At 74.3% G+C, this 20229-nt stretch carries 20 protein-coding genes; 3 read left to right on the top strand and 17 right to left on the bottom strand.

The genetic code is table 11. From position 1 onward, the window contains the following. The first annotated feature begins 45 nt into the window (after positions 1-45). Positions 46-747, top strand: coding sequence for a GntR family transcriptional regulator (locus tag ACZ6ZN_RS22225; RefSeq protein ID WP_451875815.1), 702 nt, complete (start codon positions 46-48; stop codon positions 745-747). Between the two features lie 121 nt (positions 748-868). Beyond that, a complete protein-coding gene (locus tag ACZ6ZN_RS22220) occupies positions 869-1519 on the top strand; it encodes a hypothetical protein (protein ID WP_398108988.1) in 651 nt (216 codons plus the stop codon). 9 nt (positions 1520-1528) lie between these two features. Here the strand turns inward: ACZ6ZN_RS22220 and ACZ6ZN_RS22215 are convergent, their stop codons facing one another. Then, positions 1529-1822 (bottom strand): hypothetical protein, encoded by a 294-nt coding sequence (locus ACZ6ZN_RS22215; RefSeq protein WP_398108989.1) that lies wholly within the window; start codon positions 1820-1822, stop codon positions 1529-1531. A gap of 136 nt (positions 1823-1958) precedes the next feature. After that, complete coding sequence (locus ACZ6ZN_RS22210) at positions 1959-3242, bottom strand: adenylosuccinate synthase (RefSeq protein ID WP_376326734.1); 1284 nt, start codon at positions 3240-3242, stop codon at positions 1959-1961. Positions 3243-3426: 184 nt separating this feature from the next. On the opposite strand from ACZ6ZN_RS22210, the gene ACZ6ZN_RS22205 reads away from it, so the two are divergent. After that, on the top strand, positions 3427-4311 hold the full coding sequence (locus tag ACZ6ZN_RS22205; RefSeq protein ID WP_469648677.1) for a diacylglycerol kinase: 885 nt from the start codon (positions 3427-3429) through the stop codon (positions 4309-4311). Positions 4312-4597: 286 nt separating this feature from the next. Here ACZ6ZN_RS22205 and ACZ6ZN_RS22200 read toward each other — a convergent pair whose 3' ends face one another. The 15 genes from ACZ6ZN_RS22200 to ACZ6ZN_RS22130 all read right to left on the bottom strand — a co-directional run bounded on the left by ACZ6ZN_RS22200 (position 4598) and on the right by ACZ6ZN_RS22130 (position 20191). Next, positions 4598-5818 carry a cytochrome P450 gene (locus ACZ6ZN_RS22200; protein WP_398108991.1) on the bottom strand — a complete coding sequence of 407 codons (1221 nt, stop codon included), beginning with the start codon at positions 5816-5818 and terminating at the stop codon, positions 4598-4600. 62 nt (positions 5819-5880) lie between these two features. Beyond that, entirely contained in the window at positions 5881-6546 is a 666-nt protein-coding gene (locus ACZ6ZN_RS22195; protein ID WP_398108992.1) for a response regulator, read from the bottom strand. Then, the gene (locus tag ACZ6ZN_RS22190; protein WP_398108993.1) at positions 6543-7877 is read right to left on the bottom strand and encodes a sensor histidine kinase; all 1335 of its coding nucleotides are present in this window, start codon (positions 7875-7877) and stop codon (positions 6543-6545) included. The genes ACZ6ZN_RS22195 and ACZ6ZN_RS22190 overlap by 4 nt, the downstream gene beginning before the upstream one ends. A gap of 95 nt (positions 7878-7972) precedes the next feature. Continuing rightward, positions 7973-8656, bottom strand: a complete 684-nt coding sequence (locus ACZ6ZN_RS22185; RefSeq protein WP_469648674.1) for a response regulator — start codon at positions 8654-8656, stop codon at positions 7973-7975. After that, the gene (locus tag ACZ6ZN_RS22180; protein ID WP_469648672.1) at positions 8653-10029 is read right to left on the bottom strand and encodes a sensor histidine kinase; all 1377 of its coding nucleotides are present in this window, start codon (positions 10027-10029) and stop codon (positions 8653-8655) included. The genes ACZ6ZN_RS22185 and ACZ6ZN_RS22180 overlap by 4 nt, the downstream gene beginning before the upstream one ends. Next, positions 10022-11173 carry an acyltransferase family protein gene (locus tag ACZ6ZN_RS22175; protein ID WP_469648947.1) on the bottom strand — a complete coding sequence of 384 codons (1152 nt, stop codon included), beginning with the start codon at positions 11171-11173 and terminating at the stop codon, positions 10022-10024. Before ACZ6ZN_RS22175 ends, ACZ6ZN_RS22180 begins: the two co-directional genes overlap by 8 nt. A 49-nt stretch (positions 11174-11222) precedes the next feature. Next, complete coding sequence (locus ACZ6ZN_RS22170; RefSeq protein WP_469648944.1) at positions 11223-12140, bottom strand: alpha/beta hydrolase; 918 nt, start codon at positions 12138-12140, stop codon at positions 11223-11225. Between the two features lie 245 nt (positions 12141-12385). After that, positions 12386-13252 carry an alpha/beta hydrolase gene (locus tag ACZ6ZN_RS22165; RefSeq protein ID WP_469648669.1) on the bottom strand — a complete coding sequence of 289 codons (867 nt, stop codon included), beginning with the start codon at positions 13250-13252 and terminating at the stop codon, positions 12386-12388. 187 nt (positions 13253-13439) lie between these two features. After that, entirely contained in the window at positions 13440-14624 is a 1185-nt protein-coding gene (gene kynU / locus ACZ6ZN_RS22160; protein WP_451875821.1) for a kynureninase, read from the bottom strand. Beyond that, positions 14617-15447: a tryptophan 2,3-dioxygenase family protein gene (locus ACZ6ZN_RS22155; protein WP_398108999.1), complete on the bottom strand. Its 831-nt coding sequence runs from the start codon at positions 15445-15447 to the stop codon at positions 14617-14619. Before ACZ6ZN_RS22155 ends, kynU begins: the two co-directional genes overlap by 8 nt. Positions 15448-15599: 152 nt before the next feature. After that, complete coding sequence (locus ACZ6ZN_RS22150) at positions 15600-16013, bottom strand: DUF3151 domain-containing protein (RefSeq protein ID WP_369196665.1); 414 nt, start codon at positions 16011-16013, stop codon at positions 15600-15602. Between the two features lie 106 nt (positions 16014-16119). Further along, positions 16120-17616: an MFS transporter gene (locus ACZ6ZN_RS22145; RefSeq protein WP_469648666.1), complete on the bottom strand. Its 1497-nt coding sequence runs from the start codon at positions 17614-17616 to the stop codon at positions 16120-16122. A gap of 67 nt (positions 17617-17683) precedes the next feature. Continuing rightward, positions 17684-18706, bottom strand: a complete 1023-nt coding sequence (gene fbaA / locus ACZ6ZN_RS22140; protein WP_469648664.1) for a class II fructose-bisphosphate aldolase — start codon at positions 18704-18706, stop codon at positions 17684-17686. A gap of 137 nt (positions 18707-18843) precedes the next feature. After that, positions 18844-19392 carry an orotate phosphoribosyltransferase gene (pyrE, locus tag ACZ6ZN_RS22135; RefSeq protein ID WP_398109002.1) on the bottom strand — a complete coding sequence of 183 codons (549 nt, stop codon included), beginning with the start codon at positions 19390-19392 and terminating at the stop codon, positions 18844-18846. Positions 19393-19402: 10 nt separating this feature from the next. Next, positions 19403-20191 carry an aldose epimerase family protein gene (locus ACZ6ZN_RS22130; RefSeq protein ID WP_451875823.1) on the bottom strand — a complete coding sequence of 263 codons (789 nt, stop codon included), beginning with the start codon at positions 20189-20191 and terminating at the stop codon, positions 19403-19405. Positions 20192-20229: the final 38 nt, after the last annotated feature.

The raw sequence follows: 20229 nt of genomic DNA, 5'->3' as shown, positions 1-20229 counted from the left end.
TCAAGGACGAGCACGCCACCCCCGCGACGAGGAGACGCCCTGACCATGCCCGGCAGCACCGGCAACGGCGCCGTGATGCGCAGCACCCTGCGCCAGCAGATCGCCGAAGCACTCCGCGACGAGGTGCTGGCCGGACGGCTCCAGCCGGGGCAGGAGTTCACGGTCAAGGAGATCGCCGAGCAGTACGGGGTGTCCGCCACACCGGTCCGCGAGGCGCTCGTCGACCTCTCCGCGCAGGGGCTGCTCGACGCCGACCAGCATCGCGGCTTCCGGGTCCACGAGTACTCGGCCGAGGACTTCCGCGGCATGATCGAGGCTCGCGGCCTGGTCATCGAGGGGATGTTCCTGGCGCTGTCCGAGGGCCGCCCCAACGCCGTGCGGCCCGACGACCCGCGGGCCGCCTCCGTCGTCGCCGGGGTGCGCAGGCGCGGCGAGGAGGCGCAGCGGGCCGCGGCCGCCGGGGACCTCACCGTGCTGATCGGGTACGACCTGCGCTTCTGGCGGGAGCTGGGCGCCTGCTTCGGCAACCCCTACCTGGCCGACTTCCTGAACCGGCTGCGCGTGCAGACCTGGGTGTGCGCGGTGCAGCACCTGCGCCGGCTCACCGACCTGCGCGGCGCGCTGTGGGCGGGGCACACCGAGCTGGTCGACGCGCTGATCGCGGGCGACCACGACGCCGCCCGGGCGATCCTCACGGCCTACAACACGCACTCGCTCGCGCTGATCGAGCGGCTCGCCCCCCGGTGACCGGCGTCGAGGCGGTCCGTATGGGTATGGGACATGCACGGCGGGAGCCGTGACCGTGCCGCACCGCTACCCTTCTTGACCACCGTGCTACCCGACCACCGCGCTGAGCGAGGAGCCCTCTTTGGCCTGTGACCTGTGGCTGGTACCGCTCGTGGACGTCCTGTGCCACACGCCGGACAACCCGTTCGCCGAGGAACTCGCGCAATACGACAAGGTGCTCGCCGAGGCCGGGCTGCCGCCGGTGCCGGTGTACCAGTACATGCCGGGCCTGTCCGGCGACGTGGCCCCGGTCGCCGGCTTCGACTACGACGCGCTGCACTTCCTGCGCCGCGCCTACCTGTTGCAGGTGTGCGGGCTGCCGGTGACGCCCGTGGACGAACTGGGCGGCGACTACGAGCAGCTGCTGGAGATGTTCGAGTCGACGGCCCAGCAGTCGCACCTGGTGTGGCACTACGACCACGCGGGCGCCTACGTCCCGGTCGACTTCCCGAGTCCGCTCGCCGACGACGACCTCCTCGCGGGCGGCGGCCCGCTGGGCTCCTCGCACGCGCTGCTGCGGGAGCTGGAGGTGGTCGGCCCGGCCATCGGCATCGACCCGGCCAACCCGCCGGTGGCTCCCCGGCCGCCGCTCGCGCCCACGGAGCTGGAGGAGCCCGCTGTCCCGGCGCCCTACGACCCGAGTCCCTTCGCCCGGGAGCGGCACGTGTGGCTCGGCCTGCACGCGGCCGCGACCCGCAGCCTCGCGCAGGGCTCGATGATCGTCTTCAGCTGAGCCGGGCGCTCAGCGCCCCAGCTGGGACAGGCCCCTCTGCACGTCCTCGACGTTCATCACAGGCGTGTACGTGATCTCCGCGCCGAGGTTGAGGAAGAAGGGCTCGCTGAGCACCGGCATCTGGGCGCTGTCCTGCATGTCGAAGACCATGAAGGCCGTGCGCCTGCCGTTCTCGGAGGTGAAGTAGGCCGCCTCGGGCTTGATCAGCTCCAGCGACTCCTGGAGGAGCTTGCCCATGGTGCCGTTCCGGATGGCCTCGTTGGCCTTCTCGGTGTCCATGCAGGCCTTGAGCAGTACGCGCATCGCACTCACCTTCCTCTGTGTCGACGCACGCGGGGGTGCCGCTTTCAGCCTATGCCCGTTCGGGGCGGGCCACCCGGCGGGAAAGAGCGCCGGCCGCCCCCCTGGGCAGGGGAGCGGCCGGCGGACGCGGAGCGGCTCAGAGGAACGAGTTGATCTCGATCGTCTCGTCGCGGCCCGGGCCCACGCCGATCGCGGAGATCGGGGCGCCGGACATCTCCTCCAGCGCCTTCACGTACGCCTGGGCGTTCTTCGGCAGGTCGCCGAAGGACTTGGCCTTGGAGATGTCCTCGCTCCAGCCCGGCAGCATCTCGTAGACCGGCTTCGCGTGGTGGAAGTCGGTCTGCGAGTAGGGCAGTTCCTCGACGCGCCTGCCGTCGATCTCGTAGGCCACGCAGACCGGGATCTGCTCCCAGCCGGTGAGGACGTCGAGCTTGGTGAGGAAGAAGTCGGTCAGGCCGTTCACGCGGGTCGCGTAGCGGGCGATGACCGCGTCGAACCAGCCGCAGCGGCGGTCGCGGCCGGTGGTGACACCGCGCTCGCCGCCGATGCGCCGCAGCGCCTCGCCGTCCTCGTCGAACAGCTCGGTCGGGAAGGGACCGGCGCCGACGCGGGTGGTGTACGCCTTGAGGATGCCGATGACCCGGCTGATCTTCGTCGGGCCGACGCCGGCGCCGGTGCAGGCGCCGCCGGCGGTCGGGTTGGACGAGGTGACGAAGGGGTACGTGCCGTGGTCGATGTCGAGCAGGGTGCCCTGACCGCCCTCGAACAGCACGACCTTGTCCTCGTCCAGCGCCTGGTTGAGGACCAGCACGGTGTCGGCGACGTACGGCGCGAGCTTGTCGGCGTAGCCCAGCAGCTCCTCGACCACCTGCTCCACGGCGATCGCCCGCCGGTTGTAGAGCTTGGTGAGCATCTGGTTCTTGACGTCGAGGGCCGCTTCGACCTTCTGCGTCAGGATCGACTCGTCGTAGAGGTCCTGCACCCGGATGCCCACGCGGTTGATCTTGTCCGCGTAGGTCGGGCCGATACCGCGTCCGGTGGTACCGATCTTGCGCTTGCCGAGGAAGCGCTCGGTCACCTTGTCCACCGTCACGTTGTACGGCGTGATGATGTGCGCGTTACCGCTGATGAGGAGCTTGGACGTGTCGACGCCTCGCTCGTTCAGCCCGTTCAGCTCGGAGAACAGGACCGACGGGTCGACGACGACGCCGTTGCCGATGACCGGCGTGCAGCCGGGGGACAGGATTCCGGAAGGGAGGAGGTGGAGGGCATACTTCTGGTCGCCCACGACCACCGTGTGGCCGGCGTTGTTACCGCCCTGGTAACGCACCACATAGTCCACCGAGCCACCGAGCAGGTCGGTGGCCTTTCCCTTGCCTTCGTCACCCCACTGAGCACCGAGCAGCACAAGTGCGGGCACGCGCGTACACCCCTTCCGGGCGGGGCATGTCCATGGTCGAGGGCGTACGCGGAGGTCTCCGCCGCGTGCACCGCGACCACCGTTGGCCGCCAACCGTCGGACCGGATGCCCCGGAATAGACGAAGCCCCTGGCGCAATAGCGCAAGGGGCTCTTGCACAAAGATGCTACCCGAGGAAGCGAGGCATGGCCGAGGTGGCGACTTCCACGACGTCCGAGCAGCTGCTGGTGGTGGTCGACCCGGTCGCCCGAAGGTCGGACGGCGAGTCCGTCCGGATCGCGAAGGACGTGCTCGGCGCGGGCGCCGGCATGAAGCTGTGCCTGCCGGACGGCCCGGAGGAGTTCGCCCGGGCGCTGGCCCGCCGCGGCGCCCGGCGCCCGGTGGTGGTGGGCGACGACCGGGCGCTGCTGCGGGCGGTGTCGGTGCTGCACCGGCAGCGGGAGCTGGCGGCGTGCGGACTGTCGCTGGTGCCGGTCGGGGGTGCCCTGTCCCTGGCCCGGTCCCTGGGGGTGCCGACCGGGACGGTGGCGGCCGCGCGGGCGGTGCTCGACGGGGTCGAGCGGCGGATGGACCTGATGGTCGACGACAGCGACGGGGTGGTGCTGGGCGCGCTGCGCATACCGCCGCTGTCGCCCTCGCCGGGCGGGGCGGGCGAGCGGGAGCCGGTGGCCGACGCGGAGGACGCCGCGGGGCGGCCGTGGCTGCGGACCTGCCAGTCGCTCGTGCGCACCCTGGTCCCGGCGTCCCGCCCCGCGCGGCCGGTGTCCCCGCCGGAGCCCGGGCCGTCGCGGCTGCGGGTCGAGGTGGACGGGGAGACCCTCGTGGATCTGAACCAGCCGGTGGAGGCGGTGTCGGTGGCCCCGTCCCCCTCGGGCGTGGCAGCGGTGGAGGTCAGGCCGGTGTCGGTGGGCGCGGAGGCCTCACCGCTGCTCGCCGAGGGCCGCACCGTCACGGTCTCCGGGGCGCACTTCCGCTACCGGGCGGACACCCAGGTCTCGGGCCCGGTGCGCACGCGCACCTGGGTGGTGCGCGAGGGGGCATGGAGCCTGACGGTCCCGGCGGGGGCGTGAGGCGGACCCGGCGGGGGCGCGAGGCGGACCCGGCGGGGGCGTGAGGCGGACCCGGCCGCGGGCCCTTGGGCGACCAACCACCGGCGGGCGGTACCCGGCGGGGGCGTGAGGCGGTCCCGGCGGGGGCGTGAGGCAGACCCGGCTGCGGGGCCCTGGGCGAGCAACCACCGGCACCGGCGGGCGGTACCGCCCGCTGACCGGGCTGGCGGCGGTGCTGGTTGCGGGTGGGCTGGCGGCTCTGCGGCGGCGGGACCTGGTCGCGTGAGCCGCCTGCCCCCCGCTCGGGTCACGCCACCTCGACGGCCAGGCCCTCCAGCCCCCTGATCACGAAGTTCGGCTTGCGGACGGGCTCCGCCGCGAGGCGCAGCGTGGGGGTCCGCTCCAGCAGGGCCCCCATCGACGCGGCCAGTTCGATGCGGGCCAGCGGGGCGCCGATGCAGTAGTGGATCCCGGCGCTGAAGGAGATGTGGGGGTTGTCCCGGCGGGTCAGGTCGAGGGCCGAGGGGTCGTCGAACACCGCCGGGTCGTGGTTGGCGGAGCCGAACAGCATGGCGATCTCCGCGCCGCGCGGGATCGTCGTGCCGGCGATCTCGATGTCGTCCAGGACCCAGCGCTCGAACAGCTGCAACGGGGTGTCGTAGCGCATCAGTTCCTCGACCGCGGAGGGGACGAGCGAGGGGTCGGCGCGCAGCAGCTCCAGCTGGGCGGGGTTGCGGAACAGGGCGTACCAGCCGTTGACCGTGGCGTTCACGGTGGCCTCGTGGCCGGCGTTCAGCAGCAGGACGCAGGTGGAGATCATCTCCTGCTCGGTGAGCCGGTCGCCCTCGTCGTGGGCCGCGATGAGACCCGAGACGAGGTCGTCGCCGGGTTCCTTGCGACGCGTGGCGATCAGTTCGCGCAGGAAGGCGGAGAACTCCACGGACGCCCGGACCGCCCTGGCCGCCGTCTCCTCGGACGGGTTCAGCTCGTACATGCCGCAGATGTCGGCCGACCAGGGCCGCAGCGGGGCCCGCTCGGACTCCGGGATGCCGAGCATCTCCGCGATGACGGCGACGGGCAGCGGCTCGGCGACGTCCCTGAGCAGGTCGCCGCCGCCCGCGTCGGCCAGGGCGGAGACCAGCCGGTCGGCCAGGGCCCGCACGTAGGGCTTGAGGCGTTCGACCGTGCGCGGGGTGAACGCCTTCGACACCAGGCGGCGGATGCGGGTGTGGTCCGGCGGCTCCAGGTCGAGCATGCCGTGGTCGTTGAGCGTGTGGAACGGCTCGTGCTCGGCCGGGGGCGCGCTGCGGCCGAACTCCTCGTGCGTGAAGCGGTGCTGGTACGTCCGGCCCAGACGCCGGTCGCGCAGCAGGGCCGAGACGTCCGCGTGGTGCGGGACCAGCCACTGGTTCGTGGGCTCGAACCGGTGCACGCGGCCGGCGGCCCGCAGCTCGGCGAGGGCGGGGTACGGGTCGGCCAGGAACGCCGGGTCCCACGGGTCGAACCCGGTGTCGGAGACAGCTGCCATGCACGGACGCTAGCCCGGCGCACCCCGCGGTGACCAGGGGTGGCGCCCGCCCCGCCCGCTCGTCAGCCCGGGGTGACCAGCCGGGCCTCGTAGGCGAACACCGCCGCCTGGGTGCGGTCGCGCAGGCCCAGCTTCACCAGGATGCGGCTGACGTGCGTCTTGATCGTCGACTCGGCGACCACCAGCCGCCCGGCGATCTCCGCGTTCGACAGCCCCTGGGCGATCAGGACCAGCACCTCCGTCTCCCGCTCGGTGAGGTCCCCGTAGGCGGCCTGGGCGGAGGGCATCAGGCGCGGGGTCTCGGAGAGCTTGGAGAACTCCGTGATCAGGCGCCTGGTCACCGAGGGCGCCAGCAGGGCCTCCCCCGAGGCCACCACGCGGACGCCGTCGGCGAGCTGGCGGGCCGAGGCGTCCTTGAGCAGGAAGCCGGAGGCGCCCGCCCGCAGCGCCTGGTACACGTACTCGTCGAGGTCGAAGGTGGTGAGCACCAGCACCTTCGCCGCGCTGTCCGCCGCGACGATCTCGCGGGTCGCCTCGATGCCGTTCAGCTCGGGCATGCGGATGTCCATCAGCACGACGTCGGGGGCGAGGTCGCGGACCTTGGCGACGGCCTCCAGGCCGTTGACCGCCTCTCCGACGACCTCCATGTCCGGCATCGCGTTCAGCAGCACCGAGAAGCCCTCGCGGACCATCATCTGGTCGTCCGCGATCAGGACGCGGATCGTCATGCCTCGTCCTCGTCCGGCAGGGCGACCGGCAGGAACACCGTCACCTCGTACCCTCCGTCGTCCGTGCGGCCCGTCGTCATCTCACCGTTGAGCATCGTCACCCGCTCGCGCATGCCCGTGATGCCGTGCCCGGCGCCCGGGGAGGGCTTGATGAGGCCCGGCTCGGGCGGCGGGCCGTTGACGACGCGCAGCCCCAGGCCCCCGAGCACGTATCCGATCTCCACCCGGGCGGTCGCGCCGGGGGCGTGGCGCAGCGTGTTGCTCAGGGCCTCCTGGACGATCCGGTACGCCGACAGCTCCACGCCCGGCGGCAGCTCCCGCACGGCACCGGTCACCGCCTTGTCCACGGCCGTCCCGGCCTCGCGCACATTGGCCAGCAGCGCGTCGAGGTCGGCGAGCGTGGGCTGTGGGGCGTCCGGGGCCTCGTAGTCCTCGGCGCGGACGACGCCCAGGACCCGGCGCAGCTCCGTCAGGGCCGCCACCGCGTTCTCCCGGATCGTGACGAACGCCTTCTCCAGCTCGGGCGGCGGGTTCTCCACCCGGTAGGGGGCGGCCTCGGCCTGGATGGCGACCACCGACATGTGGTGGGCCACCACATCGTGCAGCTCGCGGGCGATCGTGGTGCGCTCCTCCAGCAGGGTGCGCCGGGACCGCTCGTGCGCGGTGACCGTCTGCTGGGCGGTGACCTCCTGCGCGGCGCTCCTGCGGGTGTGCCACACGGTGACGCACAGCAGGATCAGGGCCGACAGGATCAGCATGGGCGCCGAGTTGGTGCCGTACATGTGGCTCGAGCCCATACCGGCGTCCGCGATCAGCGCGTACAGCGCGGTCAGCGCCCACATCCACCCGGCAGTGCGGGGCCGGGTGCGTATCGCCACGACCGTCAGCACCGTCAGGTGGCACAGGAAGCTGCCGGCCTGCCAGGGCCAGTCGCTCCAGGTGCTGCCGAGGGCGCCCGCGACGGGGGTGGCGGCCATGGACAGCCAGAACGCCATCACGGGCCGGACCATGGTGGCCAGCACCGGCAGCACGGTCAGCAGCGCCATGAACAGCACGGGGCCGTCGACGGTCCCCAGCAGCAGGCAGAACAGGGCCGCCGTGACGATCAGCGCGTGCGGGGTCCAGGTCGCGTACTCCCGTAGCCGTGGCGGCAGCCGCCGCACCCACCGGCCGTCCGGGCTCCTGCGGGGCAGCGGCCGGTAGGCGAAGGCGTCGTGGAAGAGGTCCTGCCGCAGTCCGCGCAGGGAGTCCACGGCCACCCGGTACTCCGGGCTGCGCGAGGGCGTCCCGTCCCCCGGCGCGGTGCTGTGCAGGTGAGTCGTCTCGGTCACGTACAGAACGGTAGGGGCACCCCGGGGTCGCGGTCGTCCCCAGTGAGAGGGGTCACCGCGGGTCCCTCTCAGGTACTACGCGCTCCCCCGGGGCGTCAGTAACCCGACGGCCGCACCAGCCCCGACTCGTAGGCGAACACCGCCGCCTGCGTCCGGTCCCGCAGGCCGAGCTTCACCAGGATGCGTCCCACGTGCGTCTTCACGGTCTGCTCGGCGACGCACAGGTGCCGGGCGATCTCCGCGTTCGACAGGCCCTGCGCGATCAGCGCGAGCACCTCGGTCTCCCGCCCGGTCAGCTCCCCGACGCGGTCCTTGAGCGGGGCGCGGGGCCGGTCGTCGAGCCGGGAGAACTCCGCGATCAGCTTGCGCGTGATGACCGGCGCGAGCAGCGCTTCCCCGGACGCCACCACCCGGACCGCCTCGGCGAGCTGCTCGGCGGAGGCGTCCTTCAGCAGGAACCCGGAGGCTCCCGCGCGCAGCGCCTCGTACACGTACTCGTCGAGGTCGAAGGTGGTGAGGACCAGCACCCGCACCCCGGGGTGAGCGGCCGTGATCACCCCGGTGGCCTCGATGCCGCCCATGCCCGGCATGCGGATGTCCATGAGGACGACGTCCGGGGAGGTCTCGGCGGTGCGGGTCACGGCCTCGGCGCCGTCGCACGCGTCGCCGACGACCTCGATGTCCGGCTGGGTGCCGAGCAGCACCGTGAAGCCCTGCCGGACCATCGCCTGGTCGTCGGCGATGAGGACCCGGATGGGGTCGCCGGTGCGGCTCGTCATGGTCGTCCTTTCCTGGGGGTGGTGGTGCGGCCGGTGCCCGGGGTGTCCGCGGGCGGGGTGCCGGGCAGGAACGCGGCGATCTCGAACCCGCCCCCCTGCGCCGGGCGCGCGGTCAGGGTGCCGCCCAGCATCGCGACGCGTTCGCGCATGCCGAGCAGCCCGTGGCCCGCGCCGGAGGACGGCGGCGGGGGCGCCGTGGGGCGGCCGTTGACGACCTCCACGCGCAGGCCGTCGGGCCGGTAGCCGAGCCGGACGGTGACGGCGGCGCCGGGCGCGTGCCGCAGGGCGTTGCTCAGCGCCTCCTGCACGATCCGGTACGCCGACAGCTCCACCCCCTGCGGCAGAGGGCGCCGCTCGCCGCTGATCTCGGTGGTGACCTCGCGGCCGGCGGCCCGGGTGTTCTCCACCAGCGCGCCGAGCCGGTCGAGGGTGGGCTGCGGGGCGTGCGGGACGGCCTCCTCGCCGGGTCCGGCCGGCGCGTCCCCGGGCCCGGGGTGCTCCGAACGCAGCACGCCCAGCACCCGGCGCAGCTCGGTCAGCGCCTCCAGCGCGTTCTGCCGGATGCCCGCGAGGTTCTCCTTCAGCTCCTCGGGCGGGTCCTGCACGAGGTGCGGGGCGACCTGCGCCTGGATGGAGATGACCGACATGTGGTGGGCCACCACGTCGTGCAGTTCGCGGGCGATGCGGGTGCGCTCCTCCAGCAGGGTGCGCCGGGTGCGCTCCTCCGAGGTGAGCGTGGTCTGCTCCACGAGCTGGGCCCGGGCCACGCGGCGGCCGCGCAGGGCGGTGCCGACGACGACGACGACGGTCGCCAGGGACAGCATCAGGGGCCCGGTGTCGTCGTGCGCCACCCCGGCCGCGGCGCCCTGGGCGAGCCAGGTGACCAGTGCGGTCACGGCCAGGGCCGCCACCGCCGCGCGGGTGGGCACCCGCAGCGCCAGCAGCAGCAGTACGAGCAGCCCGGCGACGATCGCCGCCGCGGTCCAGGGCCAGGTGTAGGTCTCCGGGCCGTCCCCCAGCCGGGCCCGCACCGCCGCGGCGCACAGCACGAACACGCCCAGCGACAGCCACCACGCCGGAACCGGCCGCCACAGGCCGAGGACGACGGCCCCGCCCTGCCCGATCGCGACCAGCAGGGCCGGGCCGAAGTCCAGGTGCCCGTTGCCCTGGAGGTCGGCCGCGCTCCCGACCGTGACACCGAACGCGGCCAGGCACAGCAGGCCGTGCGGCAGCCACCGCAGCCAGGGGGAGCGCGGCAGCGGATCGCGGCGGACGGTCCACAGGTCCGCGCGCAGCGCCCGCAGCCAGCCGCCGGCGCGCGCCCGCAGCGCGCGGCCCACCCCCGTGTCCGTCACACGGCTCAGCCTAGACATGGCGGGCCCCCGTCGCCGCACCCCGGTCGGCGGGCCGGTGCGCGCGCACCACCCGTGACCCACCGCCCGGCCCGCCGCCCCGCTCGAAGGACCGGAACGCGGCCGCGCACAGGGCGAGAGCGGCGGCGAACACCGGCAGCCACAGCAGCCGGGCCGCGACCCAGCCGGGGCCGTCGGGCACGGTGTGCAGCCCGGGGAGGCGGCCGGCGAGCAGGCCGGTGGCGGTGGTGGCCATGAGGGCCGTCTGGTGCCACAGGAAGACGGTCATCGCCGAGAGGTTCACCAGCGCCACGGCCGCCCAGGCCAGGGGCCGGCGCAGGGCGCGGCGCAGCGGACCGCGCAGCAGGAGGGCGAGGCCGCACTGGGCGAGCCCGAAGGTGACCGCTGCCAGGGTCGGCGGGTCCAGGTTGGACACGTCCTGGCCGGGGACGCCCACCATCGACGCGGGGTAGCCCGCGAGGGCGACCAGGGCCGTGGTCGTCACCGCCCCGCCCACCAGCAGGATCCAGCCCGCGCGGCGGCCCTCCAGCTCGCCCCGGCTCCAGGCGGCGCCGAGCGTGTAGGGCACGGCCCAGCCCGCCGCCACGTTCGCCCAGCCCAGCCAGGAGGGCCCGCCCGGGCCGAAGCGCAGCAGGTCCACGTGCAGGACGACGGCCAGCGGCCACAGCGGGGAGAGCCGGGCCAGCAGCGGGGTCGCCGCGGTCAGGCCCGCGAACACCACGAGGAACCACAGCGGGGACAGGGCGAGCTTCACCAGCGTGCGGACCGTCCCGAACTCGGCGCCCGACAGCAGCAGGGCGAGCGCGGCGCCCGTCCACAGGGTGAGGACGGCCGCCACGGGGGTGAACAGCCGGGCCAGCCGGGCCGCCAGCCAGCGGCGGTACGGCACCCCGCGCGCCCGCGCCGAGGCGTGCCCGCGGGTGGCGACGTGCCCGCCGACCAGGAAGAACACGGCGAGGGTCTGGAAGACCCAGGAGACGGGCGCGAGGGCGGGCAGGTGCTGGAGCGGGCTCGCCGCGCGCAGGGTGCCGCTGTCCGACACCAGCGCCGTGACCAGCCAGTGCCCGAGGACGACCCCGAGGACGGCGGCCGCGCGCAGGCCGTCCACGGCCCGGTCACGGCCCGCGGGTGTGGCCGCGTCCATCCGCGCGGCGCGCGCGTGCAGCACCCGCCGGATCGCTCCCGCTCGCCTGTCAGTCACGGGTCACCGCCCCGGTCTCGCCCAGGACGATCCGGGCCAGGTTGGCCAGGGAGTCGGTCCCGGGCCGGAAGTAGTCGCTGTGGCCGCCGTCGCCCGCCGTGAAGACGCGGGCGCCGAACTCCGGCGCGACGGGGTCGGTGCCGAAGCCGACGGTGGTGCCGAACAGGCCGGCGTCGAGGTGCGGGACGTGCTCCACCCAGTCGTCGCCGCCGCGCGCCGCCCAGATCCGGGCGCGCGTGCCCAGAGCGGCGGCGGTGTCGGCGCCGGTGCCGGGGCTGCCGACCAGCGCGATGTCGTCCACGTCCAGGCCGGGCGCGGCCCGCCCGCACACCACCGAGCCGTAGGAGTGGCACAGCAGGGAGACGCGGGCCGCGCCGCCCGTCACGGCGCGCAGGTCCGCGACCAGGGCGCGCAGCCGCGGGGCCGCCCGTTCGGCCCGGCCGGTGGTGGCGACCGCCGTGCTGACCGTGCCGGGCGTCGCGTAGCCGAGCCAGGCCACCACCGCCGTGCGCGGACCGCCCGGCCCGCCGCGCCGGGCGAGCTGCTCGTGCAGGGCGGTGGCGGTGGCGCGGAACCGGCCGTAGGTGTCCAGGCTCGTGTCGGAGCCGGGGACCAGGACGGCGACGCGCTCGGCACGGCGGAGGTCGCCGAGCACCTCGGTCACCCGGCCGGGGCCGCGGCCGTCGAAGGCCAGGAGCCGGCGGGCCGGGGCGGCCAGGGCCCGGTCGGCGGCGGCCCGGTGCCGGTCGTGGTGCGCGGCGGCCATGCGGGCCGCCTCGGCGGCGTTGGCGCGGTTGGCCGCGTACGCCGCCTCCAGCGTCGTCGCGCCGAGCGGGGGGAGGGCGGCGGGGGCCGGAGCGGGTACCTCGGGCCGGACGGCCCCGGTCAGCGGCAGCACCAGCGCGCCCATGACCAGCGCCGCGAGCGCCGCCCGCCGCCCCCGTCCGGCCCCGCGGCGGTCCTCGTGTGCGCGTCCCACGCTCGTTCCCCCTCCCGCGCGCCCGGCGGTCGGGCGGCATGGAAGGGAAGGTACGGAGGCGGCGGTGTCGTCCGCGTCCCGCCGCGGAGCTCACCCGCGGGGTGGCTCTCAGGTACTACGGGTATGACCGGGGCGGGCTGACCGGGGCCGGCTCACCGGCGCGCCGCCTGCCCTGCTCACCAGGCCAGTTGGGCGATCTCCTCGACCACCACCGCGCAGGCGTCGGCCACCGGGTCGATCAGCGGGAAGTGCCCCACGTCCTCCAGCAGCGTCAGCCCGACCACTTCGCCGGCCTTCGCCGCCGCGTCCGCGTACGACTCGGCGACCGCCTGCGGCACGTCGAGGTCCGCGCGGCCCTGGACGACGGTGGTGGCGATGCCGGTCGGCAGCAGCAGGGCCGGGTCCGCGTACGGCTGCCGCTCGGCGACGTGCTCGTCACCGCCCAGGAGCTGGCGTACGGCGCCGTCGCACACGCCGAGCTTGTCGGCGACGCCGAGGTCCGCGATCGGGGCGAGGGCGACCACGCCGCGCAGGGCCGCCGGGGTGCCGCTGCGCCAGGGCGAGCCGGCCGGCAGGACGTGCCGGGCCGCACCCCACAACGCCAGGTGGCCGCCCGCCGAGTGGCCGGTGAGGACCGTACGGCGCGGGTCGGCCTGCGGGAGATGCGCCCGCACCAGCGCGGGCAGGGCGTCCAGCGCGGCGGCCACGTCGTCGAAGGTGTCGGGCCAGCGGCCCGCGACGGAGGCGTCGCCGGTGCCCCGCCGGTACTCGACGCTCGCCACGGCGAAGCCGTGCCGGGCCAGGAACCGGGCGAACGGGCTGATGTGCCGCCGGTCGTGCGGCGCCCGCCAGGCACCGCCGTGCAGCACCACCACGACCGGGGCGGGACCGCCAGGGCCGCCCTCGCCGCCCGGGGCGAAGAAGTCGATCACCTGGTCGGGGTGGTCGCCGTAGGCCGCGGTGGCGTCGGGGTCGACGGGCGCGTGGGAGAGGGCCGACTCCTCCTCGGCGGCGGCCCGTGCCGCTGCGGCGTCGTCCGTCATGCTCCACCCTTCCAGCGATGAGCCGTACACGGCGAACCGGTCGAGGGGGGTGCGCCGTTGGCCGGGACGGTACCAGGCCCGTGACATGCGCGGACCCGGGGATGTCACGCTCGGTGAGGACGGGACGGGCGGTCCGCCGGCGGGCGGTGGGGCCGGGTCCGCGCGGCGCGTTCCCGGCCCCGGCCGCTCACCCCAGGGTCCGGGCCAGCACGCCCGCCGCCCGCTCCACGTCGGCGAAGCCCACGTACAGCGGCGTGAAGCCGAAGCGCAGCACGTCCGGCGGCCGGAAGTCGCCCACCACACCCCGCTCGATCAGGGACGTCATCACGTCCCCGGCGTCGGGGCAGCGCAGCGCGACCTGGCTGCCGCGCTCCGCGTGGGCCAGGGGCGTCAGGCACTCGACGCGTCCCTCGGGCACGTACTCCGCGACGCACTCCAGGAAGAAGTCCGTCAGGGCGAGGGACTTGGCCCGCACCGCGTCGACGGACACCCCGTCCCACACCTCCAGGGCCGCCTCCAGGGCGAGCATGGAGAGGATGTCGGGTGTGCCGACCCGGCCGCGCAGGGCACCGGCGGCCGGTTCGTACCCCGCCCGCATCCCGAACGGCTCGGCGTGCGAGTTCCAGCCGGGCAGCGGCGAGTCGAAGCGGTCCTGCAACTCGGCGCGCACGTACAGGAAGGCCGGTGAACCCGGCCCGCCGTTGAGGTACTTGTAGGTGCAGCCGACCGCGAGGTCCACCCCGTGCTCGTCGAGCCCCACGGGCAGCGCGCCGGCGGTGTGGCACAGGTCCCACACCACGTACGCCCCGGCCGCGTGCACGGCGGCCGTCAGCGCCGGCAGGTCGTGCAGCCGGCCGGTGCGGTAGTCCGCGTGGTTGAGCAGGACCGCGGCGGTCCGCCCGCCCAGCACGCCCGGCACCTCCGCGGGGGTCACCGGCCGCAGGGTGCAGCCGGTCATCCGCGCGGCGGACTCGGCGATGTACCCGTCGGTGGGGAAGGTCGTGGCGTCCACGACGATCTCGTCCCGGCCCTCACCGGCCAGGCGCACCGCGCCCACCAGCGCCTTGAACACGTTGACGCTGGTGGAGTCGCCCACCACGACCTGCCCGGGCGCGGCCCCGACCAGCGGGGCGATCCGGTCGCCGATCCGCTCCGGTGCCGTCCACCAGCCGCTCTCCTCCCAGGACCGGATGCGCAGTTCGCCCCACTGCCGGCGCACGACGTCCGCCACCCGGCCGGGGACGACGGCCGGGAGCGCGCCAAGGGAGTTGCCGTCGAGGTAGACGACGTCGTCGGTGACGAACTCCGCCCGCTTGGCGGCCAGTTCGTCGACGGAGTCCAGCTTCTCCGCGCGCATGCTCAGCTCAGACATACGACCGCGCCGTCCACAGCTCGGGGAACACGTTCTTCTGCGCGCGCTTCTCCAGCCAGGCCACCCCGGCGGAGCCGCCCGTGCCGGTCTTGGCGCCCATCGCGCGGCGGGTGGCGACCAGGTGGTCGTTGCGCCAGCGCCACACCAGCTCGGCGACGTCGCTCAACGCCTCGCCCAGCCGGGCCAGTTCGTCGCTCTCGTCCCCCGAGTAGACGGCCGTCCAGGCGGCCTCCACCTCCGGCGCCGGCTCGTAGCGCCGTGCGACGTCGCGCTTCAGCACCGCCTCGGGGATGTCGTACCCGCGGCGGGCGAGCAGCCGCACGACCTCGTCGTACAGGCTCGGCTCGTGCAGCGCCTTCTCCAGCTCCGCGTGCACGCGCGGGGAGCCGCGGTGCGGGACGAGCATGGACGCCGACTTGTCCCCGAGCAGGAACTCCATGCGCCGGTACATCGCCGACTGGAAGCCGGACCCCTCACCGAGGGCACTGCGGTACGAGTTGAACTGGGCCGGCGTGAGCTGGCCGAGCGGCTTCCAGGACGCGTCGAGCGCCTCCAGCTCGCGCACCGACCGCTTCAGCGCGGCCCTCGCGGTGGGCACGTCGTCGCTCCTCAGCGCGCGGGCCGCCGTCTCCCACTCGTGGACGATGACCGTGAACCACAGCTCCATCACCTGGGTGGTCACCAGGAAGACCATCTCCCCGGGATCGTCGGAGAGGGTGTGCTGGAGGTGCGTGAGCACGTCCGCCTTGACGTAGTCCTCGTACGGCGTCGTGCCGTGGAAGTCGAGATGCGGGGTCTCGGGCTCGTGAGCCTCGTGGGACATCGCTGTCTCCTGCAGATAACTCCGGGTAGCGGTCCGCCCCTGCCGATGCCGGCACGGGGGCCCCGGTCCCCACGGGGAATACTCCGCAATCGTGCCCCGGAACCGCAAGGCCCGCCTCCTGAGAGACGGGCCTCATACCGCCGGCGGGTCGTTCAGCCCAGGACCTGCGCCGCCGTGGGCGAGGAGTCCTTGAGGAACTGCGCGCAGCGCTCGTACTCCTCCTGCTCGCCGATCGCCTGCGCGGCGCGGGCGAGGGCGTGCAGGGCGCGCAGGAAGCCGCGGTTCGGCTCGTGCTCCCACGGCACCGGGCCGTGCCCCTTCCAGCCGTTGCGGCGCAGCGCGTCCAGACCGCGGTGGTATCCGGTCCGGGCGTACGCGTACGACTCCACGGCCGCGCCCCGCTCGAACGCCTCGTCGGCGAGCTGCGCCCAGGCGAGCGAGGAGGTGGGGTGCGCGGCGGCGACCTCGGCGGACGCGGCACCCGACGCGAGCATCTCGCGCGGCCCGGGGTCGTCGGGCAGATGGGTGGGGGGCGGGCCCCCGAGCAGGTTCTCGTGAATGGACATGCCCCAAGTCTGCGGCATCCGCGACCAGGGCGGTCCAAGACCCCCGGCACCGCCCCCGGACGTCTGCGCCCCCCTTCCACCCCGCAGAAACACTGCCGCCCCCGCCCTACCCCAGCCTCCTCCTCGCCGGCTCGCCCTCCAGGGGCGGTGCCGTCACGCCGGCGTGGCGCAGGCACTCCGGGCGCCTGCACCCCGGCGGCGGCCTGCGGACCACCGCGGCGGACACCACCGCGCCCGCCACCAGCGCACCGGCGCACCACCCCATCGCCCGTCCGAAGGCCGCGTCGAAGGCCTCCGGCTCCCGGTACGCCTCCTCGCCCATTCCCGTGAGCAGCGGCAGCGCCGCCACCGCGACCAGTCCCGCCGCGCGGGCGGCCGCGTTGTTGACGCCGGACGCCAGCCCGGCCCGGGCCACGCTCACCGACGCGAGGACCGCCGCCGTCAGCGGCGCCACCAGCGTCACCATCCCCAGCCCGAGCACCAGCAGCGCGGGCAGCACGTCGCGCACGTACGACGCTCCCGGCCCGGCCCGCAGCATCAGCAGCATCCCGGCCGCGCACAGCAGCGGCCCCACCGTCAGCGGGATCCGCGGCCCGATGCGGTCGGCCAGTTCCCCGGAGCGCGCGGACAGCAGCAGCATCAGCGCGGTCGTGGGCAGCAGGGCCGTACCGGCGGCGAGGGCCGAGTAGCCCACGACGACCTGGAGCTGGAGCGCGGCGAGGAAGAAGAAGCCGCCGAGGGCCGCGTACACGCACAGCGTCACCACGTTGACGGCCGTGAACTGCCGGGACGCGAAGATGTCCGGCGGCAGCATCGGGTCGGGCCGCCGCCGCTCGGTCACGACGAACGCGACGGCCGCGGCCAGCCCGGCCACCCCCGAGACCACCACCACCGCGCCGCCCTCCGGGGCCTTGATCAGCGCGTACGTCACCAGCGCGAGCGCCAGCGCCCCGAGCACCGCCCCCGCCACGTCGAACCGCCCGTGGGCCCGCCCTCCCCCGGCGGCCTCCGGCCCGGCGGGGCCGCCGCCCGACTCGGGGACGTGCCGCAGCGCCACCGGCACGCACACCAGCGCCAGCGGCACGTTCAGCAGGAACACCCAGCGCCAGCCCGGCCCGTCCACCAGCCAGCCGCCGACGAACGGCCCGACGGCCGCGCCGACCCCGCCGAACCCGGACCACAGCCCCACGGCCCGCCCCCGGTCGTCGGGGTGGAAGGACGCCTGGATCAGCGCCAGCGACCCGGGCGTCAGGAGCGCGCCGCCCACCCCTTGCAGGGCCCGCGCGGCGATGAGCACGCCCGCGTTCGGCGCGATCCCGCACAGCAGCGACGCCGCCGCGAACCACACCACGCCGACGACGAACACCTTCCGCCGCCCGAACCGGTCCCCGAGCGCCCCGCCCAGCAGGATCAGCCCGGCCAGCGTGACCATGTACGCGTTGACCGTCCACTGCAGGACGGCCAGGTCCGCGTCGAGGTCGCGGCCGATGCGCGGCAGGGCCACGTTGACGACGGTCGAGTCCAGCATCGCCATGCCGGAGCCGAGCACGGTGGTGAGCAGGACCCACTTGCCCTGCGGGGAGGCCAGCCGGACGTCGGGCATGAAGGGAGCATACGGAAGAGCCCGGCACCCTGCCGGGTGCCGGGCTCGACGCGAGCGGGACCGGGGACTACTTGATCTTCGTGCCGGTCGAGCGCAGGTGGCCGCAGGCCTCGACCACGCGGGCGGCCATGGAGGCCTCGGCCAGCTTGCCCCAGGTGCGCGGGTCGTAGGTCTTCTTGTTGCCGACCTCGCCGTCGACCTTCAGCACGCCGTCGTAGTTGCGGAACATGTGGTCCGCGACCGGGCGCGTGAACGCGTACTGGGTGTCCGTGTCGATGTTCATCTTCACGACGCCGTTCTCCAGCGCGGTGCGGATCTCCTCCTCCGTGGAGCCGGAGCCGCCGTGGAAGACGAAGTCGAACGGAGCGGCCTTGCCGTACTGGGCGGCGACGCCCTCGTTCAGCTCCTTCAGCAGCTCGGGGCGCAGGACGACGTTGCCCGGCTTGTACACGCCGTGCACGTTGCCGAAGGACGCGGCGAGCAGGTAGCGGCCCTTCTCGCCCAGGCCCAGGGCCTCGGCGGTGCGGAGCGCGTCGTCGACCGTGGTGTAGAGGGAGTCGTTGATCTCGTGCGAGACGCCGTCCTCCTCGCCACCGGTCGGGGTGATCTCCACCTCGAGGATGATCTTCGCGGCGCGGGCCTGCTCCAGCAGCTCCTGCGCGATGGAGAGGTTGTCGGCGAGGGTCTCGGCGGAACCGTCCCACATGTGCGACTGGAACAGCGGGGCCAGACCGGCCTCGACCCGCTTCTTCGACAGGGCCAGCAGCGGGCGTACGTACCCGTCGAGCTTGTCCTTGGGGCAGTGGTCCGTGTGCAGCGCGATGTTCACCGGGTACTTCTCGGCGACGATGTGCGCGAACTCGGCCAGCGCGACGGCGCCGGTGACCATGTCCTTGCTGTACTGGCCGCCAAGGAACTCGGCGCCACCCGTGGAGATCTGGACGATGCCGTCGCTCTCCGCCTCAGCGAACCCGCGCAGGGCCGCGTGCAGGGTCTGGGTGGAGGTCACGTTGATGGCCGGGTAGGCGAACTTTCCTGCCTTCGCCCGGTCCAGCATCTCGTTGTAGACCTCGGGAGTTGCGATGGGCATGCGTCCGCTCCTTGTATCTGCGGGTTGACGTACTGCTGTGTCTAACGGCCCTGACCTAGACCTTGGGGTGCGACGTCATCGTCGGCCCCATCCTCCCAGACTCGGCCGGGAGGTCCAGGTCGCTGTCCACGCCCTGGTCAGTCCAGGCCCAGCTCGTCCTTGGAGAAGGCGAAGAGGTACGGCACACCGGCACCCTCGCGGATCTTCTCCGCGGCACCGGTCGCCCGGTCGACGATGGTCGCGACGGCGACGACCTCCGCCCCGGCCTCGCGCACGGCCTCGACGGCGGTGAGCGGGGAGCCGCCGGTGGTGGAGGTGTCCTCGACGACCAGCACGCGGCGGCCGGCGATGTCCGGGCCCTCGACGCGGCGCTGGAGGCCGTGCGCCTTGGCGGCCTTGCGCACGACGAAGGCGTCCAGGCGCCTGCCGCGGGCGGCGGCCGCGTGCAGCATCGCGGCGGCGACCGGGTCGGCGCCCATGGTCAGTCCGCCGACGGCGTCGAAGTCCAGCTCCGCGGTCAGGTCCAGCAGCACCTGCCCGACCAGCGGGGCGGCCTCGCCGTCGAGCGTGACGCGGCGCAGGTCCACGTAGTAGTCGGCCTCGAGACCCGACGACAGGGTCACCTTGCCGTGCACCACGGCCTTGTCCTTGATCTGCTGCAGCAGCGCGCCGCGTGTGTCCGTCATGCCGCCCAGCTTAGAGGCGGCGCCAGCTCCAGGTGGTGGTGGCCTCCAGCGGCTCCAGGGGCGTGACCAGGCGCGGCAGGGTGTTGAGCCCGTTGGGCGGGCCGGTCTGCGGCTCCACGCACACCGCCTCCCGCTGCTCGTCGTAGACGACGACCCACTCCGCCCGGCTGGACACGGTCAGCTCCAGCTGCCCGGGCCAGGTCAGTGTGGCCTCGACGCCGCCGGGCATGCCGAAGCAGTCGTCCCAGGGGCCGGGCTTCGGGTCGAGGCGGTTGCCGGTGGGCAGGTGGTCGTCGCCGCGCTCCTCCTGCCAGGCGGGGGCGAAGTCGAGGGTCACGTCCTCGCCGCCGAGGTTGCGGTTGAACCAGGGGTGCCAGCCGATCTGCGCCGGGAAGGACGACGCGTACGTCTCCACCGAGATCGTCAGCGTCAGGGAGTCCGGGGTGAGGGCGGCGACCTGGGTGACGCGGCCCGGGTGCGGCCAGGGGTCGGTGAGCTCGCAGGTGATGACGGCCTCGGACGCGGACCGGCGGGCGGTGCGCCAGGCGGTGTCGCGGACGGTGCCGTGGATGGCGTGGGGCGGCGCGTTGAGCGGCAGCTGCCGCACCTCGGCGCCGTCGAGGAAGCGGCCGTCGCGGGTGCGTCCGCACCAGGGCACCATCGGGAAGCAGCCGAACCGCTCGCCCTGGCGCAGCAGTTCCGCACCGCCGATGCGCAGCCCACCGATCCGGCCGCCGTTGCCCGGCTGCACCGTCGCCTCCGCGTCACCCGCGGTCAGCGTGATCTCTTCGTCGCTCACGGGACGACCCTACTGGGGTGGATCAAGAGGGCCCGGGC

This window comes from Streptomyces sp. NPDC053665, assembly GCF_055585285.1.
The sequence above is the reverse complement of the archived record's forward strand: the minus strand, read 5'-3'. Positions and strand labels throughout refer to the sequence as shown.

Bases quoted from the DNA above. Each gene is read 5' to 3' on its own strand.
- ACZ6ZN_RS22225 (WP_451875815.1), top strand. From the start codon at position 46: ATGCCCGGCAGCACCGGCAACGGCGCCGTGATGCGCAGCACCCTGCGC.
- ACZ6ZN_RS22215 (WP_398108989.1), bottom strand. From the start codon at position 1,822: ATGCGCGTACTGCTCAAGGCCTGCATGGACACCGAGAAGGCCAACGAG.
- ACZ6ZN_RS22205 (WP_469648677.1), top strand. From the start codon at position 3,427: ATGGCCGAGGTGGCGACTTCCACGACGTCCGAGCAGCTGCTGGTGGTG.
- ACZ6ZN_RS22200 (WP_398108991.1), bottom strand. From the start codon at position 5,818: ATGGCAGCTGTCTCCGACACCGGGTTCGACCCGTGGGACCCGGCGTTC.
- ACZ6ZN_RS22195 (WP_398108992.1), bottom strand. From the start codon at position 6,546: ATGACGATCCGCGTCCTGATCGCGGACGACCAGATGATGGTCCGCGAG.
- ACZ6ZN_RS22185 (WP_469648674.1), bottom strand. From the start codon at position 8,656: ATGACGAGCCGCACCGGCGACCCCATCCGGGTCCTCATCGCCGACGAC.
- ACZ6ZN_RS22180 (WP_469648672.1), bottom strand. From the start codon at position 10,029: ATGTCTAGGCTGAGCCGTGTGACGGACACGGGGGTGGGCCGCGCGCTG.
- ACZ6ZN_RS22175 (WP_469648947.1), bottom strand. From the start codon at position 11,173: ATGGACGCGGCCACACCCGCGGGCCGTGACCGGGCCGTGGACGGCCTG.
- ACZ6ZN_RS22170 (WP_469648944.1), bottom strand. From the start codon at position 12,140: ATGGGCGCGCTGGTGCTGCCGCTGACCGGGGCCGTCCGGCCCGAGGTA.
- ACZ6ZN_RS22165 (WP_469648669.1), bottom strand. From the start codon at position 13,252: ATGACGGACGACGCCGCAGCGGCACGGGCCGCCGCCGAGGAGGAGTCG.
- kynU (WP_451875821.1), bottom strand. From the start codon at position 14,624: ATGTCTGAGCTGAGCATGCGCGCGGAGAAGCTGGACTCCGTCGACGAA.
- ACZ6ZN_RS22155 (WP_398108999.1), bottom strand. From the start codon at position 15,447: ATGTCCCACGAGGCTCACGAGCCCGAGACCCCGCATCTCGACTTCCAC.
- ACZ6ZN_RS22150 (WP_369196665.1), bottom strand. From the start codon at position 16,013: ATGTCCATTCACGAGAACCTGCTCGGGGGCCCGCCCCCCACCCATCTG.
- ACZ6ZN_RS22145 (WP_469648666.1), bottom strand. From the start codon at position 17,616: ATGCCCGACGTCCGGCTGGCCTCCCCGCAGGGCAAGTGGGTCCTGCTC.
- fbaA (WP_469648664.1), bottom strand. From the start codon at position 18,706: ATGCCCATCGCAACTCCCGAGGTCTACAACGAGATGCTGGACCGGGCG.
- pyrE (WP_398109002.1), bottom strand. From the start codon at position 19,392: ATGACGGACACACGCGGCGCGCTGCTGCAGCAGATCAAGGACAAGGCC.